The 17,293-nt window shown below is 54.0% G+C and carries 20 protein-coding genes; 16 read left to right on the plus strand and 4 right to left on the minus strand.

Features of this window, described 5'->3' with window-relative positions; all coding sequences use genetic code 11:
* Positions 1 to 186: 186 nt before the first annotated feature.
* From MKZ15_RS04530 to MKZ15_RS04540, 3 genes are all read left to right on the plus strand, one after another.
* Positions 187 to 345, plus strand: coding sequence for a hypothetical protein (locus MKZ15_RS04530; protein ID WP_193415694.1), 159 nt, complete (start codon positions 187 to 189; stop codon positions 343 to 345).
* Positions 346 to 684: 339 nt separating this feature from the next.
* Positions 685 to 1,923: a DEAD/DEAH box helicase gene (locus MKZ15_RS04535; protein ID WP_339820157.1), complete on the plus strand. Its 1,239-nt coding sequence runs from the start codon at positions 685 to 687 to the stop codon at positions 1,921 to 1,923.
* Positions 1,924 to 1,953: 30 nt separating this feature from the next.
* Positions 1,954 to 2,097 carry a DUF3934 family protein gene (locus tag MKZ15_RS04540; protein ID WP_155608346.1) on the plus strand — a complete coding sequence of 48 codons (144 nt, stop codon included), beginning with the start codon at positions 1,954 to 1,956 and terminating at the stop codon, positions 2,095 to 2,097.
* Between the two features lie 82 nt (positions 2,098 to 2,179).
* Here MKZ15_RS04540 and MKZ15_RS04545 read toward each other — a convergent pair whose 3' ends face one another.
* On the minus strand, positions 2,180 to 2,929 hold the full coding sequence (locus MKZ15_RS04545) for a GTP pyrophosphokinase family protein (protein WP_339820160.1): 750 nt from the start codon (positions 2,927 to 2,929) through the stop codon (positions 2,180 to 2,182).
* 141 nt (positions 2,930 to 3,070) lie between these two features.
* Positions 3,071 to 3,616 carry a GNAT family N-acetyltransferase gene (locus MKZ15_RS04550; RefSeq protein ID WP_155608344.1) on the minus strand — a complete coding sequence of 182 codons (546 nt, stop codon included), beginning with the start codon at positions 3,614 to 3,616 and terminating at the stop codon, positions 3,071 to 3,073.
* A 233-nt stretch (positions 3,617 to 3,849) separates the two neighbouring features.
* Between MKZ15_RS04550 and MKZ15_RS04555 the strand changes: the two genes are divergently transcribed.
* The 11 genes from MKZ15_RS04555 (at position 3,850) to ssuE (ending at position 13,861) form a co-directional block, all read left to right on the plus strand.
* Positions 3,850 to 4,758 carry a LysR family transcriptional regulator gene (locus MKZ15_RS04555; RefSeq protein WP_155608343.1) on the plus strand — a complete coding sequence of 303 codons (909 nt, stop codon included), beginning with the start codon at positions 3,850 to 3,852 and terminating at the stop codon, positions 4,756 to 4,758.
* A gap of 103 nt (positions 4,759 to 4,861) precedes the next feature.
* Complete coding sequence (locus tag MKZ15_RS04560; RefSeq protein WP_339820166.1) at positions 4,862 to 5,695, plus strand: transporter substrate-binding domain-containing protein; 834 nt, start codon at positions 4,862 to 4,864, stop codon at positions 5,693 to 5,695.
* A gap of 29 nt (positions 5,696 to 5,724) precedes the next feature.
* Complete coding sequence (locus MKZ15_RS04565; protein WP_339820168.1) at positions 5,725 to 6,510, plus strand: amino acid ABC transporter permease; 786 nt, start codon at positions 5,725 to 5,727, stop codon at positions 6,508 to 6,510.
* Positions 6,507 to 7,217: an amino acid ABC transporter permease gene (locus MKZ15_RS04570; RefSeq protein ID WP_339820170.1), complete on the plus strand. Its 711-nt coding sequence runs from the start codon at positions 6,507 to 6,509 to the stop codon at positions 7,215 to 7,217. The genes MKZ15_RS04565 and MKZ15_RS04570 overlap by 4 nt, the downstream gene beginning before the upstream one ends.
* A complete protein-coding gene (locus tag MKZ15_RS04575) occupies positions 7,214 to 7,966 on the plus strand; it encodes an amino acid ABC transporter ATP-binding protein (protein WP_339820173.1) in 753 nt (250 codons plus the stop codon). The genes MKZ15_RS04570 and MKZ15_RS04575 overlap by 4 nt, the downstream gene beginning before the upstream one ends.
* A 14-nt stretch (positions 7,967 to 7,980) precedes the next feature.
* On the plus strand, positions 7,981 to 8,997 hold the full coding sequence (locus MKZ15_RS04580; RefSeq protein ID WP_339820176.1) for an LLM class flavin-dependent oxidoreductase: 1,017 nt from the start codon (positions 7,981 to 7,983) through the stop codon (positions 8,995 to 8,997).
* 2 nt (positions 8,998 to 8,999) lie between these two features.
* Positions 9,000 to 10,199: an amidohydrolase gene (locus MKZ15_RS04585; protein WP_213623869.1), complete on the plus strand. Its 1,200-nt coding sequence runs from the start codon at positions 9,000 to 9,002 to the stop codon at positions 10,197 to 10,199.
* On the plus strand, positions 10,196 to 11,359 hold the full coding sequence (gene solA, locus MKZ15_RS04590) for an N-methyl-L-tryptophan oxidase (RefSeq protein ID WP_339820179.1): 1,164 nt from the start codon (positions 10,196 to 10,198) through the stop codon (positions 11,357 to 11,359). Before MKZ15_RS04585 ends, solA begins: the two co-directional genes overlap by 4 nt.
* Positions 11,360 to 11,393: 34 nt before the next feature.
* Complete coding sequence (locus MKZ15_RS04595; RefSeq protein WP_339820182.1) at positions 11,394 to 11,861, plus strand: DinB family protein; 468 nt, start codon at positions 11,394 to 11,396, stop codon at positions 11,859 to 11,861.
* A 54-nt stretch (positions 11,862 to 11,915) separates the two neighbouring features.
* Positions 11,916 to 13,256 carry an LLM class flavin-dependent oxidoreductase gene (locus MKZ15_RS04600; protein WP_339820184.1) on the plus strand — a complete coding sequence of 447 codons (1,341 nt, stop codon included), beginning with the start codon at positions 11,916 to 11,918 and terminating at the stop codon, positions 13,254 to 13,256.
* Positions 13,257 to 13,276: 20 nt separating this feature from the next.
* Positions 13,277 to 13,861, plus strand: coding sequence for an NADPH-dependent FMN reductase (gene ssuE, locus MKZ15_RS04605; RefSeq protein ID WP_339820187.1), 585 nt, complete (start codon positions 13,277 to 13,279; stop codon positions 13,859 to 13,861).
* Positions 13,862 to 14,035: 174 nt separating this feature from the next.
* Here ssuE and MKZ15_RS04610 read toward each other — a convergent pair whose 3' ends face one another.
* Both MKZ15_RS04610 and MKZ15_RS04615 read right to left on the minus strand, forming a co-directional pair.
* The gene (locus MKZ15_RS04610; protein WP_339820188.1) at positions 14,036 to 14,284 is read right to left on the minus strand and encodes a spore coat protein; all 249 of its coding nucleotides are present in this window, start codon (positions 14,282 to 14,284) and stop codon (positions 14,036 to 14,038) included.
* A 16-nt stretch (positions 14,285 to 14,300) separates the two neighbouring features.
* Positions 14,301 to 14,486, minus strand: coding sequence for a hypothetical protein (locus MKZ15_RS04615; RefSeq protein ID WP_155608333.1), 186 nt, complete (start codon positions 14,484 to 14,486; stop codon positions 14,301 to 14,303).
* A 406-nt stretch (positions 14,487 to 14,892) separates the two neighbouring features.
* Between MKZ15_RS04615 and MKZ15_RS04620 the strand changes: the two genes are divergently transcribed.
* Positions 14,893 to 16,545: a methyl-accepting chemotaxis protein gene (locus MKZ15_RS04620; protein WP_239483506.1), complete on the plus strand. Its 1,653-nt coding sequence runs from the start codon at positions 14,893 to 14,895 to the stop codon at positions 16,543 to 16,545.
* A 124-nt stretch (positions 16,546 to 16,669) separates the two neighbouring features.
* The gene (locus tag MKZ15_RS04625; protein WP_213623878.1) at positions 16,670 to 17,254 is read left to right on the plus strand and encodes a TetR/AcrR family transcriptional regulator; all 585 of its coding nucleotides are present in this window, start codon (positions 16,670 to 16,672) and stop codon (positions 17,252 to 17,254) included.
* Positions 17,255 to 17,293 lie beyond the last annotated feature (39 nt).

The following is a 17,293-nucleotide window of genomic DNA, read 5'->3' on the forward strand; positions in this document are numbered from 1 at the left end:
AATCATCGTGATTATACCACAACCACCCACAGGTAAAACCCGCGTATTCCAGCTTGTTGTGACGTATGTTTGCGTTTTCTCGAAGGGATCGCCCCTTTGCTTTTATTTCGGTAAAATCTTTAGAATATGAAGTGGATATCGAGGTTTTTAAAGGCAGATTGAGGAAAATGTGAAGGAGGGACCGCGATGGTCGAAGGACTTGGCCATTTAATGGAAGAAATCCGCGAAGAAGTCGATGGAAAGCAGAGGATATTGGACGTGGCACTTCGGATTCCACCCGATTTGGACCCGATCCGGCCTTCTAGTTTCCAATCGGCGGAAGTCCCCGTATTTTTCTCGTGGTGAGCTCGGTTCGACAATATGAAATTGTATTCGGTTTTTCATATATAAAATGGTACTGACGGCCGAAATTTGGATTTCTATTCGAATTTTCATATAGATTCTGGGCAAACGCCATCAGGATGGACAAATGTGTATGAAATTTCATATATAATTGGTTGAAATCGCCGGAAATCATGAAATCTATTCGGTTTTTCGCATATATTTAGCGCTTGATCGTCCGGTGGCAGGTATCGCTATCTCGAGAGTCCGAATTTGCCGGGTGACCCGCGCCGTGTTATATTGATATGATCGGTGACCTGAAGCTCTGGCCGCCGAAATTAGTGATTTCGGCAAGGAGTTATTATGCAATTTACAGAACTGAACTTGATCCCTTCGATATTAAAAGCATTGGAACACGAGAACTATACGGCACCTACGCCGATTCAACAACAAGCCATTCCGCCTATTCTGAGCGGCAAAGACCTGCTGGGCTGCGCGCAAACCGGCACAGGGAAGACCGCCGCATTTGCTATTCCTACACTGCAATTGCTCCATAAGAACCATACGCCTATGCCTAGCCGCCGCAACATCCGGGCGCTAGTGATCACGCCAACCCGGGAGCTGGCCCTGCAGATCTACGAGAACTTTTGCGCATATGGCAAGAATTTGCCTCTAAAATGCGCCGTCATCTTCGGCGGCGTGTCCCAGAAGCCGCAGGAGATCGCGCTGCAGAAGGGCGTAGATATTCTGGTCGCCACCCCCGGCCGGCTGAACGATCTGATCCAGCAGAAGCTGGTGGATTTGAAGGACGTGGAGATGCTGATCCTGGATGAGGCTGACCGGATGCTGGATATGGGCTTTATTCACGACGTCAAAAAAATCATCGCCAAAACGCCATCCCAGCGGCAGACCTTGCTCTTCTCCGCAACCATGCCCGGCGCGATCGCGCAGATGGCTGATTCCATATTGCGAAACCCCGTAAAAGTAACGATAACGCCGGTATCCTCCACAGTGGACGCCATTGGGCAACGTTTGTATTTTGTGGATAAGAGCAACAAGAAAGACTTGCTGCTACACCTCTTGAAGGACTCATCCATCGAATCCGCTATCGTCTTTACGCGGACCAAGCATGGGGCGGACCGGCTGGTACGCCACTTGGCCAAAGCGCAGGTCAGCGCGAAAGCCATCCATGGCGACAAGTCGCAAGGCGCCCGGCAGACAGCGTTGCAAAATTTCAAGAACCGTACCTTACGTGTCCTGGTGGCGACCGACATTGCGGCACGAGGGATCGACATCGACGAGCTGTCCCATGTGATCAACTATGAGCTGCCGAACATCCCCGAAACGTACGTTCATCGGATCGGGCGGACAGGCCGGGCGGGACAAAGCGGCGTTGCCATTTCGTTATGCGATTTCGACGAGAAGCCTTACTTGGCCGATATCGAGAAGTTGATTGGCAAACGGATCCCCGTCATCAAGGACCATCCTTACCCGATGACGCAGACCGCACCAACCCCAAAAGAAGCACAGCCTGTGCGGGCACCTAGAAACAAAGGCAAGGAAATGGAAAGGGTTAAACAAAAGGTAAAAGTAAAAGGATAATAGGTATACCAACTGTAGCGGAGTGATGACATGGCCAAAGGGAAAGGCGGCACGGGTAGAGGAACGGACAAGAAGGGTTGGAATCGCTGGCAAGCGAGTGAGCGGAGAGCGAAAAGCGCTCCTAAACCTTATACGAGTAAAGCGGATAAAAAGGGACCAGCAGAATCAAAGTAAGCTACAAATCATCATCATAAAGAAAAGAGCTTCCTGCCGAAATTTCGGCTGGGAAGCTCTTTTCATAATAAAGGGACGAGGGTTATTCTCCGCCCGACAACAACTTCAGCAGGTTTTCCGGAATATTGAACTTCTTGTTGTTGATGAGAAGCTGGAAGTCCTCGGCGGCTTCGGCTTGATGCGCGTGCTTGATTTCTTCCATCTCTTGTTGGAGCTGCTCCATTTTCAGATCCAGCTCATAGGCGGTGTCGGCAGCATTCTTGAGATCTTCCAACAGCCGGTCCGGCACCGACTCATTATATTTGTAGAAAATCTTGTGCTCCAGGCTGGCCCAGAAATCCATGGCGATCGTGCGGATTTGGATTTCGACACAAACCAGCTCCTCGCCGTCGGACATGAACACCGGCACTTCAACCAGCAGATGCAGGCTTTTGTACCCGTTGGGTTTGGGATCTTTGATGTAATCCTTCACGGAGAGGATATTGAGATCCTTCTGAGCTCGCAGCATATCGCTGATCCGGTAAATGTCCGAGATGAACGAGCAGGTGATTCGGATGCCGGCGATATCTTGGATGTTTCGCTTAATGTCCTCCAGAGAGGTGGCGCCGCCCTTACGGTACAGCTTCTTCATGATGCTCTCCGGAGATTTGATTCTCGATTTCGTGTGTTCGATCGGATTATAGTCGTGGAGAAGCTGAAACTCCTCCTGTAGGATTTCGATTTTCGTCTCCACCTCGTGAAGAGCAAATTTGTACATCATCATAAATCGGGTCAGCGTCTTCTGCAATGCTTTCATTTGTTCCAAGGGGTTCACAAAAGAATTATTAATCATTTGGGGGTACTCCGTCCTTTATCTTTAGTTCTCATCATGATTCCATTTCCATTATAGCTTAGGGGACAGGCCGGAAGCCAGAAAGGGGAATAGATCCCATGAGAACATGCCTTAGCGGTACGGAGTCGTCCGTCTTCCATATTACGTCGTTTGCAGCAATGGCAGCGCGTCCGTCAATTGGATCTTGTAGGATTTAACAAGGGTGGCTCCATTGGATGTATCCGCTTCGTAAGCCCGTTCGAATCCCAGGCTTTCATACAGCTTCACTGCGGCAGCCATCATGTCTGACGTATGTAAATACAAGGTGCGGGCACCCAGTTGAAGGGATCTGCGGGCGGCCTCGCGTAGGAGCAGCTTGGCGATGCCGCGTCTACGGGCGTAAGGCGATACGGCAAGCAGTCGGATTATAGGCGAATCGATGCCAAGATCCGACCTACCATAAGCTGCCTCCGAGGTTAGGAAAAGCTGCAAACTGCCGACAATGTCTCCGCCAAGCTCCGCCACGAGTCGGGCGTGGGGGCCATTGCCGTACACGGAGCTCCGTATGTTCTCCTGATACTCCTCCCACCGTTCATGGGGCATGTCAAATGCATATTGCCGATAAGCTTCCAGCATCACGTTGGCAATTTGTACGCGTTCTTCGTCGCGGGCATCCCGAATCTTTACTTCCTGCTCTAATCGGCTCATTTTTCCAACACTCCCTTATCGAGGTAATTCATTCATCCATCAGGTGAACTTAGTATAATCCAAATACCTACTAAGCGCATCGGAATATAAAAATATTTACGCATCCATTAAAAACTTCTATATCCGAGGATTGACAAAAAGTAGCGGGCTCCCTAAGATAAAGGATAATTTCAATAAAACCATCTATATATATTGGTATAGTGTGATATATAGGAGCAAAGGGAGGGGTCTTTTTGAACATCGATCATATCGAGGCGTTTGTTTACATTAATCATTACGGCAGCTTCAACAAAGCTGCGGAGGTGCTGTTTCTTTCGCAGCCGACGGTAACCGCGCGAATTCAATCGCTCGAACGGGAGCTGGATACCCGATTGTTCGATCGCTTGGGGAAACAGATTCAATTGACGGACAAAGGCAAACAATTCCTTCCTTACGCCCAGCAAATCCTCCAGACATATCAAAAGGGGAAACATCATCTTCACTCCCAGCCGGGTACCCCCGAGGAGCTTCGGATCGGCAGCACCGTATCTGTGTCCAATTACTTGATGCCGCATTTGCTTATGCTCCTGCATCAACGCTTTCCGTTGATCAACTTCAAAGTGACAACCGGCCCGACGGACGTCCTTGCAGCGAAGCTGATGACCAAGGAAATCAACCTGGCTTTCGCGCGCAAGCAAATGAGCCCGGCCTTTCAATCCTATCCCTTCTATAATGACCCCATCCGACTTTACGTCTATAAGGATCACCCGCTTGCCGCGGCCGAAAGTGTATCCATCCGTGACATCCGGCGGGAACCCCTCATATTCTTCGAGTGCGGTTCCCTCGACTGGATGCGGATTCACCGCGCCTTCGAAAGTCTGGAGCAGCCGCCGAACATCCTGTTTCAAGTCGACAATGCCGAGACCGCCAAGAAACTCGTGTTAAGCCGGGCCGGGATTTGCTTTCTTCCCGGTTTGTCTGCCAGACAAGAAGTGCAGGAGGGAAGTCTCGTCCCGGTAGACATCCTCGAGACGGCAGGCGTCTCCTTGCAAACCCACCTGATTTCCCTCAGCGGCGAAAACAACATCTTTATGGACGCTTTATTGGAACTAGGTGTTCCTCCCATCAACGATTTGCATGTACCCATAGAAAAACTCGATTAGACGCGTAACAAAAATCACAGTAAAGTAGTGTCAACATAATCCTGACTAAACTTATAGGGATTGTAAAACTAAGAAAATGGGGAATAGGGAAGGGGTTAGGGACATGAAGAGATGGTTAAGTGCCGCGGTCGTGCTTGTGTTAACGGGAGTGTTGGTAGGATGCGGAGCTGGGTCGTCCGGTGGGACGGAATCGAAGGACGCGGCGGCGAGCGCAGCTTCGGGGGAAGTTAAGAAAATCATCGTGGGTACGGGCACGGGTTTTCCAAAGGTATGCTTTATCGACGAGAACGGGAAGTTAACCGGGTTTGACGTTGAACTTGTTCGCGAAATCGATAACCGTCTGGCAGAATATGAATTCGAGTTCCAGACCCAGGAGTTTTCCAACCTGTTGCTAAGTCTGGAGACGAAGAAGATTGATTTTGTCGCCCACGAAATGGAGAAGAATCCGGAGCGGACCGAGAAGTACCTGTTCAACAAGGAGCCTTACGCTCACTGGAGAAACAAAATCATCGTCGCGAAAGACAACGATACGATTCATTCCCTGGACGATCTGAAGGGGAAAAAGGTGCTGACAGGGGCAACCAGCGCGGAAGCGCAAATCCTGGAGAACTACAATAAAGAAAATAACAATGCGATCGAAATCGTTTATCAAAGCGGTGCGGCAAACGATACGGTCAGCCAAATCACGTCGGGCCGCGTAGATGCCACATTAGGGGCGGACTTCTCGCTTTCGTTAATCGATCCTCAAGGGAAATTAAAGACGACCGGGGAGGACCTGTCCGAGGCGGATATCCTCTTTGTATTCCGGAAGGACGATCCGGAGGAACAGAAGCTCGCTGATGCTATCGACGGCGCCATCAAGGAATTGAAGGCCGATGGCACGTTAGGCAAGCTGAGCAAGGAATGGCTCGGAGAAGACTTTACTTCCGATAACTAATCAACAAGACGGGAAAGGAGGGAGAATCCATGGGGGCACCGTTTGATTTTTCTTTCGTGATCGGCGCCTTTTCGAAGCTGTGGTCGACGCTGGGCGTGACCTTGCTGATTGTGGGCGGATCATTGCTGACGGGGATTGTTATCGGATTTCTGATTGCACTCCCCAGGCTTTACAGGATCCCGGTGTTGGATCCGTTTTCGAAGGTTTACGTTTCTTTTTTCAGAGGGACGCCGATTTTGATCCAATTGTTCCTGTTCTACTATGGCTTGCCGGAGTTGTTGAAGTTCGCCCACTTGGATATCTCCCGCGCCCCCGTGTTGTTCTTCGTCATTTTGACCTACGGCTTGCACACCGGAGCCTTTATGTCGGAGACGATCCGCGCTTCGGTTATGGCCGTGGACCGGGGGCAGGTCGAAGCGGCTTATGCCATCGGGATGAAGGGGCTTCAGGCGTTCACAAGAATCGTATTACCGCAGGCGCTGGCGGTTGCGGTGCCGGTATTTTCCAATATGGTGATTGCCTTGTTGAAGGATACTTCGCTGGCGTTTACGCTCGGCGTCATGGAGTTAACCGGTAAGGCACAGACGCTAGGCGCGCTTACCCAGCATTTTATTGAAGCGTATCTGGCTCTGGCGTTCATTTATCTGGTCGTGAGCTTCACGCTGGAGAAGCTGCTGCGGGCAGCCGAACGGCGTTTGCTGAAGCATGAGCAGCCGGATGGGGCGGAGAGAAGAAGATTTCGCATCGAGCGGAAGCCATCGATCCGTGGCATGTTCGCCGGAATCGGCGCGGAGAAGGGAGGCGCAAAACTATGAAAATCGACCCCTCGTTCATCTGGACAGCGTTCCTTCATCTGTTGTCAGCGATTCCTACCACGTTGCTGATTACCGCCGTATCCGTCTCGGTCGGCTTTGTGATCGGGGTGATCACCGCGTTGTTCCGGCTGTATCGGGTGCCTGTGTTGGGTCAGCTTTCGACCGCTTATGTCACCTTTATTCGCGGAACACCGATGCTGACGCATTTATTGCTGATTTACTTCGGTTTGCCGGTAATCCTTGACGGCTTGTCCGGTTGGTTCGGCTGGGGGTTCAAATCCGCCTCCATTCCGATGATCGCTTTTGCCTTCATTTCATTCTCCATCACGGCCGGAGCTTATATGTCCGAGGTGGTCCGCTCGGGGTTGCTGGCGGTGAACCGCGGGCAGATCGAGGCGGCTTATTCCGTCGGGATGACGACGTTTCAGGCGCTGCGGCGGATCGTGTTCCCTCAGGCTCTGGCGGTCAGCCTCCCGAACCTGTCGAACTTGGCGATCGGGATGCTGCACGGCTCGACGCTCGCTTTTACCGTCTCCGTCGTGGATATTAACGCCAAAGCGCAAATCGTCGCCTCGACCAACTGGAAGTTTTTTGAAGCCTATTTGGCGGCGGCTTTGATATTCTGGGGGCTAACCGTCTTGATTGAACGTCTGACTGCCCGGATCGAGAAACGAATCCAAATCTACAATCGAGGGGGAGTGGCATGATTCAGCTTCGTCACATTTCTAAGTCCTTTGGGCGCCAGCAGGTGTTAAAGTCGATTGATCTGACGGTGAACCAAGGCGATGTCGTAGTCATTTTGGGTCCGAGTGGTTCCGGCAAAACAACGCTTCTGCGATGCATCAACTACCTGGAGAAACCCAGCGGCGGCGAGATTGCGATCGGTGACTTCCAACTGAGCTGCAACCGGGCGACGAAGAAAGACATCCATGCCCTCCGCCAAAAGTCGGCGATGGTGTTTCAACAATATAACTTGTTTAAGCATAAGACTGCGCTGGAGAACGTGATGGAAGGTCTAGTCATCGTCAAAAAAATACCGAAGGAAGAAGCCAAAGCCCGTAGCATTGAGCTGTTGGAGAAAGTTGGCCTGGCCAGCAAGCTGGACGCCTATCCGAGCCAGTTGTCGGGAGGGCAGCAGCAACGGGTGGGTATTGCCCGGGCACTGGCCTTGGAGCCGGAGGTGATTCTTTTCGACGAACCTACGTCGGCCCTGGATCCCGAGCTTGTCGGCGAAGTACTGGAGGTCATTCGCAAGATCGCCAGAGAAGGGATTACGATGATCGTCGTAACCCATGAGATGGGGTTTGCCCGGGACGTGGCCAACCATGCCGTGTTCATGGACGGCGGCGTGATCGTCGAGGAGGGGAGTCCGACGGAGCTGCTGTACCATCCACGCGAAGAACGGACGAAGCAGTTCCTGAAACGAATTACCCCCGAGCTCAGCTATAGCATTTAGGAGGCGAAAGAGAGATGGGACTAACGATAAGCGTGTTGGATCAAAGCCCGATTTACCCGGGGGAAACGGCGGAGCAGGCGTTTGCGCATACCGTTGCACTGGCCCGAAAAGCCGAGGAGTTGGGGTTCCGGCGGTTTTGGGTGTCGGAGCATCATGATTCGGAGCAGGTGGCCGGTTCCTCGCCGGAGGTGCTGATCTCCTACCTTTTAGCCAAAACGAACACGATCCGCATCGGCTCCGGCGGCGTGATGCTGCAGCATTACAGTCCATACAAAGTGGCGGAGAACTTTAACGTGTTGGCTTCTCTGGAGCCGGGGCGGGTGGACCTTGGCGTCGGCCGGGCCCCCGGAGGATTGCCGAAGAGCACGCAGGCCTTGCAGCAAGGTTCGCGAGAGTCGGCTTCGTTAACGGACAAAATCGTAGAGCTGCGCAAATACGTGCAGGACCGTCTGGAGGCGGATCATCCGTTGGCCGGATTGCGCGCTGCCCCTCACCCGGCGCAGGCCCCCGAGCTTTACGTGCTCGGAGCAAGCGTGGACAGTGCGGAAGTCGCAGCAGGGCTTGGCTTGCCTTATGTATTTTCCCTGTTCATTAACGGGGATCCGGCGATCGCGCTCCAGGCAATCCAAACATACCGACAGAGCTTTGATACGTCGCACGGTTCGGAGCCTCAAGTCATCCTGGCGTTGTCCCTCGTCGTCGCCGAATCCGAAGCGGAAGCTGCCGAACTTGCCGGCAAGCAGAAGGTCGTGAAGGTGCGGCTGGACAGTGGCAGAACGGTGACGCTCGGAACGCGGGAGCAAGCGGAAGAGTTTGGCCGCCAAGCGGGAGAGTCTTATACGATTGAGGAGCAGGATCCCTGGATTGTCAAAGGCACCAAGGAAGTTGTCCGTGAGCAGCTATTGGCGTTGCAGCGGGACACGGGCATCGAGGAAATGATCGTGACCAGCAATATCAGCCCTTTTGAGAAGCGCGTCCGCTCTTTTGAACTGCTTCACGACGCTTTGGTCGAAGTGAAGGCAGAGGCGTAACCATGACCAACGATATTTTTACGATTCAAGGGACGTCCGGGATAGCGGCAGAACGGTTCGTGGAGATTCGCCGTGAGCTGCACCGGTACCCGGAGCTGTCGAACGAGGAAATCGAGACGACCCGCCGTATCCGTGGATGGCTGGAGGAAGCGGACATCCGGATCCTGGACGTTCCGCTGGCGACGGGGCTGGTCGCGGAGGTTGGCGGACTCCAGGAGGGGCCGGTCATCGCGCTTCGGGCGGACATCGACGCGCTGCCGATTCAGGAGGAGACAGGGCTCCCGTTTGCCTCGACGCATCCCGGCAAGATGCATGCCTGCGGGCATGATTTCCATACCGCCGCCCTGATCGGCACGGCGCATGCGCTTAAAGCCCGAGAGTCGCAACTGAAGGGCACGGTCCGGCTGATCTTCCAGCCGGCCGAGGAGAAAGCCAAAGGTGCGCGCCAGGTCATCGACAGCGGCGCCTTGATAGGGGTGCAGGCTATCTTCGGCATGCACAATAAGCCGGATCTTCCCGTCGGGACGATCGGGATCAAGAGCGGTCCGCTGATGGCCGCCGCCGACGGCTTTGTCGTTGAGATCGCCGGGCGGGGGACCCATGCAGCCGTGCCGGAAGCCGGCAACGATCCGATCGTCACCGCCGCGCATCTCGTGACGGCGCTGCAAACAATCATCAGCCGGAATGTCGGCTCCTTGGAAAGTGCCGTCATCAGCGTCACGAGGCTGCATAGCGGCACAGCCTGGAACGTCGTCCCCGAATCGGCGCTGCTGGAGGGAACGATCCGGACCTTCGACGAGGAGGTGCGGCGGCGGGTACTGGAGCGTTTCGAAGAAGTTGTTCAGGGAGTGGCGGCTGCGTTTGGCACAACGGCCGCTGTCCGCTGGATCGAAGGGCCGCCGCCCGTGTTAAACGACGCTGCGCTGGCGGAGCTCGGGCTGGCAGCGGCGGAGGCGTCTGGGTACCGGGCCGTTACGCCGGTTCCGTCGCCTGCGGGAGAGGATTTTTCCTTCTATCAGCGGAAAATTCCCGGTCTCTTCGTCTTCATGGGGACGGATGGACCGCGGGAATGGCATCACCCGGCCTTCAATCTTGATGAGCGGGCCATTCCGGTAAGCATTGGCTTCTTCGTGAAGCTGGCGGAGCTGGCTCTGAACGGTCTGGATCAGGAGGACGGCCGGAGGGAAGGTGCATCCCGATGAGTACGCACGCCTCTTATGACGTCATTGTCGTCGGCGCGGGCTCCATGGGGATGAGCGCCGGTTATTATCTGGCCCGCAAGGGTCTCCGGACGCTGCTGATCGACGCCTTTGATCCTCCGCACCGGGAGGGCAGCCATCACGGCGAGCCCCGACTGATCCGGCATGCCTACAGCGGAGATCCCTTGTATACGGAATTGGCAATTCGAGCTCATCGGTTATGGAATGACGTGGAGGAGCAAACCGGGACCCGTCTGCTGGAGCCGTCCGGCGTGTTAAATCTTGCAGATCGCGGGCTGTATTCCTTCAAGCCGCGAATCGCGCAATCGGGGGCGCTGGGCGTCCGCACTGAATGGCTGGACGCGGCGGAAATCCGCGCGCGCTGGCCGGAGTTGACGATTCCGGATTCGTTTGAGGCGATGTACGAACCGGACGCCGGGTATTTGTACAGCGAGCGATGCATCGAGGCGTACCGCAAGCTGGCTTTGAGGCAAGGTGCGGAGCTGCTACCGTACTCCATCGTTCGAGAGGTGAAAGTGCACGGCGGAGAAGGCGGCGTTACGGTATATACGGCGGACGACAAGTTCCACGCGGGGGCCGTTCTGCTTGCTGCCGGAGCGTGGTTCAGCACGTTGGCTCCATTCGTCGACCTCCCCATTCGCGCTGTACGCAAGGGGGTCGGATGGTTCGAAACCTCCGGACCTGGTTTTGACGCGGGACGGTTTCCGGGGTTTACGCTGGGGACGCCGGAAGGCGGATACTACGGATTTCCGAGCATCAGTGGAGCCGGCCTGAAGATTGGCCGCCACGACGGAGGTCTTCCTTGGGCACCGGGAGAGACATTGGCTCCGTTCGGCGCCCATCCGGAGGATGAGGATGATCTGCGCCGTGTGCTCGAGGCTTACTTCCCGGGGGCGGCTGGCCGCCTGAGGCAAGGTGCGGCCTGCAAATACGAGCTGACGCCGGACGAGGACTTCATCATCGACCGGCACCCGGAACACCCGCAGGTTTGGGTGGCGGGCGGATTTTCCGGACACGGCTTCAAATTTGCCAGCGTAGTCGGGGAACTGCTCGCGGACTTAATAGGAGATGGGAAGGCCGGTTACTCCCTGCGGCCTTTTGCGCTCGATCGTTTCGTTCAGCCAGCCCCATTGGGGGAGTAGGGAGGAAGCTTGATTTTGAATCGGAGGGGATCGAATGACCCAAGTCAATTTTGAAGCATTTTTGAATACGCACGGGCAACTCGTCTCGGCGATCGATGGCCTGAGCGAGGAACAGACGGTATGGAAGCCGAAGCCGGAGAGCTGGAGCGTACTGGAGGTGTTGTCCCATTTGGTGGATCACAGCATCGTCATCTCCTTCCGGATCCGGGATATTCTGGCGGGGACGGAGGCCCGGCTGCCGGCTTTTAACCAAGATGCCTGGGTCAGCGGCCAATATGCCAACTCGGGTAACGTAGCCGATGTGTTGCAGGCTTTCCATGCGCTCCTGCTGTACAACAGTCTGCTGCTCAGCCGCTTGGATTCGGCCGACCTGAAGAAAACCGGAGTGAATGCCAAAGGGGAAACCGTCGCCATTACGGATATCGTGGAGGGTTTTACCCGCCACGTGCAGCGCCACTTGGAGCAAATTAATCGGATCAAACAAGCAGCTGAAGTCGCCTAAGCCAGGGGAAGAAACAAAGTAAGTTATATCAAATCGATAAGGAGGAACGAAATGATGGCAAAGCAAAAACAACTCAAATTGGGCGCGTTACTGCACGGGGTAGGTGGAGGGACCTCTTTGTGGCGACATCCGGAGGTGCAACCTGATGCCAGCATCAATATTGACGTCTACAAACATTGGGTGCAAAAAGCGGAGGCGGGCAAATTCGATCTGGTGTTTATCGCAGACGGTTTATATATCACGGAGAAATCGATCCCCCATTTCTTGAATCGTTTTGAGCCGTTAACGCTCCTTAGCGCCCTGGCTGCGGTCAGTAAGCATGTCGGCCTGGTCGGGACGTTATCCACTTCGTACAGCGAGCCGTTCACCGTCTCCCGTCAGTTCGCCTCCCTGGATCGGATTAGCGGCGGCCGTGCAGGCTGGAATATCGTGACTTCCCCCTTGGAAGGCTCCGCACTCAACTATGGGAAGAAAGAGCATCCGGATCATGACAAACGTTACCGGATTGCCACCGAGTTTCTGGAGGTTGCCCGCGGCCTGTGGGATTCGTGGGAGGATGACGCTTTCGTACGGAATAAGGAGACAGGGGTGTTTTTCGATCCGGACAAAATGCACACGCTCAATCATGTCGGGGAATTCTTCTCGGTGAAGGGGCCGCTCAATATTGCCCGTTCCAAGCAGGGGCAGCCGGTAATCTTCCAGGCAGGCTCCTCTGAGGTCGGCAAAAATTATGCGGCAAAGCATGCGGACTCCGTGTTCACGGGACATGAAACGATTGAGGACGCGCAAGCCTTTTATCAAGACGTGAAGTCCCGCGCCGCTTCGTTCGGACGCAATCCGGACGAAGTCTTGATCTTCCCGGGCATCAGCCCGATCCTTGGCCGCACGCCGGAGGAGGCGGAGCGCAAGTATCAAGAGGTCGCCAGCCTGGTGACGATTGAGAATGCCTTGGATTATTTGGGACGGTTCTTCGAGCACCACGACTTCTCCCAATACCCACTTGACGAGCCGTTTCCGGAACTCGGCGATTTGGGCAAAAACAGCTTCCAAAGCGGCACGGACAAAATCAAAAAAGACGCCAAGGAAAAAGGGCTGACGCTGCGACAAGTGGCGCTGCAGGCTGCAACGCCGCGCGGCGGCTTCATCGGTACGCCGGAACAGGTCGCGGACCGCATTCAGGCCTGGTTCGAAGGAGAGGCTGCCGACGGATTCATGATTGCCTCCGCCGTTCCGAACGGCCTAGAAGAATTCGTCGATCTGGTTGTTCCGATTTTGCAGGAGCGCGGCCTGTTCCGGACGGATTACGAAAGCGATACGCTGCGCGGAAACCTAGGCTTGCCGGTTCCGGAGAACCGGTATACGTTGGAGCGCCAAAAAGCGGTAGCTAAGGCTTAAGGGAAAGGAGGGAGAGAGTTATGTCTGGAGTGACCATTATTGCAGGGAGCCCAAACCCAGGTTCGCGGTTGTTTGGATTAACGGATTACGTGCAGGAACGACTGATCCAAACGGGCAGTGCCATCGATTGGATTTCGGCTGCGGAACTGCCGGCGGAGGATTTGCTGCGGGCTAACTTCGGTAGCCCGGCCATAAAGGCGGCGCTCGCTGCCGTCGAATCGGCGGATGCCGTCGTCATCGCGAGCCCAGTCTACAAAGCAGCCTACTCAGGCGCACTAAAGACGATCCTGGACTTAATCCCGCAAAAAGGGCTGCAGGGCAAAGTGGTACTGCCACTCTTTATCGGCGGGACAATCGCCCATTTTCTGGCGGTGGACTATGCACTGAAACCGGTGGTCGCGGCACTTGGCGGGACGCATATCCTCAGCGGCGTGTTCGCCGTAGATCAGTGGGTAAGCCGTTTGGAGAACGCCGGAGGTTACGCGCTTGAGGAGCAGCTCCGTGAGCGGCTGGACGAGGCGGTTGCTGAGTTGAACCGAGAACTGGCCCGAGACCAGCTGGCGGCAAAGGAGCAGAAGCAGGGGCAAGTAGTGGGGCTAGGTTAATTTGATGAGATGGAGTACTCGTACTACCGATTTGTATTCGATTTTTCGCATACATCTGTGGCTTGTCCCCTCCTTTCGCCCTAAGGAGATAAAAACCGTAAAAAAGCTTCCTGCATCAAAAAGATGCGAGGAAGCTTTTTGCTACTTGTCGTGCTTCTGCAGGGGGACTCCTCTTCAGCTGCCAAGCTGCGACTTCACTTGCTGTACTTCCTGAGTGTCCGCCATCATCGCCGGCTGGTAGAAACCTTTGGACTCGGCCAGTTGGAACAGCTCGTATTGGGATTTTTCGCAATTGTCCCGGATTTGTTGAATGGTGGATCTCAGCTGGAGATTGGCGCACTCCGAAATGACGCTGCTGTAAGTAGTCAAGCTGCTCTTGACCATGGACAACGCGTCGTTCACCATTTCTTTATCTTGCATCATTGTCTAATGTTCCTCCCTAATTCAAAAATGACATCAGCTGTTGCTTGGTGTTCATCGCGTCTTGGGCCGATTTTTGAAAGTAGGCTTTGACCTGCGGATCGACGGACTGCTGCGCGTAGGTGAGCATTTTTTGATGTGCCGTTTCATGTGCGCCGATCAGGTGCCGCAGGCTCTGCAGCTCCTGTTGGTTGATTTGGGACATGTGATCTGCTCCTTTCATTTGGTATTCGCTGGTTATTGTCTGCGAAACCGGGACAAATATGCAATAAGCTCGTGATCCCCGAAAAAAAAGGTCAGGGTGGTGAATAATTGGTGACGGCCATTGGGTTAGCCGGGTTCCCTAGGATTTGTAATTTTTACACGCAGGACTTAGGTCCTCTATTCCGTGCCATATGAACTATTAAAATAGTCACTGTGATATTATTCATTTTGGTTAAAATTAGGAAGATAACCTCATTTGTATTAATTGACAATTATGCAAGCGTTGTTGAAGTCGTCCTCTATGTGAAAATAATATCAAAGGTGGAATTATAATGTTCAGGCTAGGAAATCCATTCCGATGGTTCAAGAGATTCAGATTTCGTTCGCTAATCGGCAAATTGGTGGGAATGATCGTGTTGCTAATGGTAGTATGCGCCGTTTCCTTCACTTTGGTGTCTTATTATGAGGTGCAAAGATCGATGACCAGCCAAATGAGAAGTGACGGGACCACCCTCGTAACGAATATCAAACGCGAGATCGTTAGCAACGAGCTGCTGGACATGGGCCAACTTCAGAAGGTATTCCAGACGATCAAAGAGGAGGGAAAAGGCAACATCGTGTATATCTCCCTCTCCGATGCGAAGGGGAATTTAATCGTGTCCGACAATAGCCGGACCCAGGAAGGGAACGATGCTGAGGCGACGGACGCTACGGCTTCGGCCTCGGCAACATCAACGAACACGGATTTAACCACCGTGGTTTCCAATCAGGAGACCCAAGGCAGTATCTTGGAAACGGCCGGCGGGGAGAAGGTTTATAACATCTCGACAGATTTTACATACAGCAAGGAGCTCTCCGGCGCACTAAATGTGGGGATCTCGCTGGAAAGCATGTATGGTCAGATCCGGGAAGCACTGAAAGAGACGATCTTTATTTCACTTGCAATTCTACTGTTAGCGGTTGCCTTGGGCTTGTTCATGGGACGCCGGATGATCCGGCCGATCACGATGATGTCCAAGCGTATCAAAAGCTATGCCGCCGGGGATTTCTCGGAGGAGTTCGTACATGATAGTGAGGATGAGATCGGGAGAATGGCGGCAGATTTGGCGCATATGCGCAGCAAGCTGGGCGGGATGATGGAGAACATCCAGCTTCGCGCGGGTCAGGTCACGTCCGGTTCGCAGCAGCTTTCGGTTATGATCGGGGAGAGCTCGCAGGCGGCAAAAGAAATTTCGACCGCGACGGATGCGCTGGCGGCGGGGTCGGGAGACCTGGCGTTAAACGCACAGGAAGGGTTGGAGCGGTTAAATCGATTGGCGGAGGAGATCATTTCGCTCACCGGGCGGGCAGATGAGATGAAGACCAGCATCGAGGAAACCCAAGAAGCGAACCAAACAACCATGACCAGCATGAAGCATTTGCAGAAGGCGATCCGCGAAAACGCGGAAGTAACCATCAATATCGAAGAGCAGGTCAACGATCTCAGCGATAAATCGGAAGCGATCACTCAGGTCACGACCGTGATCAAGGCGATCTCCGAGCAAACCAATCTGTTGGCGCTGAACGCTATGATTGAAAGCGCCAGAGCCGGAGAACAAGGACGTGGGTTCGCGGTCGTGGCGGAGCAGATCCGCAAGCTGGCCGAACAAACGACGGGTTCGGTGCAAGGGATCGAGGAGATGGTTCGGGAAGTGGCCGCCGCGGTTGCGAAAACCCGAGAGTTTATGCAGCAAGGTGCCGAGGTGATTACCCGCACAAGTGAGGTGTCGCAGGAAACCGGGAAGGCGTTCCGGCAAATCGACCAGACGATTCATCATATGATCGCAGGGATGCAGGAACTGATAGACGGCATCACTCAAGTCAATCACGACAAAAACGAAGTGATCGGCACCATCGAAAGCATCTCTTCCATCGCGCAGGAATCCACTGCGGCTACCGAGGAAATCTCCGCTTCCACTGAGCAGCAGCTGGCTAGCATGGAGCAGGTGTCCGCTTCGACCGGGGAGATGAAGGAAATCGCCGACGATTTGAATGGTTTGGTGGGACAATTTAAGTTCTAATTCGAAACCGCTGCCTGAAGTGTGCTGAACTTGCCTCCCAAGCAAAACATCCGTTACACTGGTACAAGAGTTGTAGAACGATAAGTTGCGGGTAGGATGATCATCGATAATGAGGGGCAAGCTCATGGGATTGAAAAAAAGGGAGCAGCAATCGCTGCTCACCAAAGAGAAAATTTTGCGGAATTCGATTGAGTTGATTACGGCCTATGGATACGACGAGGTCACGATCTCGCAGATTTGCCAGAAGAGCGAGGTGGCCAAGGGTTCATTCTATACCCATTTCAGCTCCAAGAGCGAGATTGCAATCGAAATTCTGAAGGACATTAACGTCCGTTTGTTCCACGGTCTGGAAGTTGATGTTACGCAGCCGGCAGAGCCGCAACTTCGGGAGTATACCCGGATGTATTTCCAAACGGTCATGGAATGCGGGCCGGCCATGTCGCGGGAGATCTTCAAAATCATCCATACGATTCAGTTCTCCAGCGGAGACGTGTCCGACTTGCATAACAGCTTTATTGAGCGTTATATCCGCCTGGGGCAAGAGCAGGAGGCTTTCCGCAAGGAGCTGAATCCGGAGAAAATCGGCCATTACTGGTCGGACGGCAATCTCGGTTTAGTCCGCTATTGGATCGCCGACAGCGAATGTTACGACTTGATGCAGGAAGGCATAGATTATTTCGAATTTATGATGAATGCGATCCGTTCATGAAATAACAACAACCCGTTTCCCCGCAGTATCGCGGAGGAA

The organism is Paenibacillus sp. FSL R7-0216, assembly GCF_037969915.1.
Lineage (GTDB): Bacteria > Bacillota > Bacilli > Paenibacillales > Paenibacillaceae > Fontibacillus > Fontibacillus rhizolycopersici.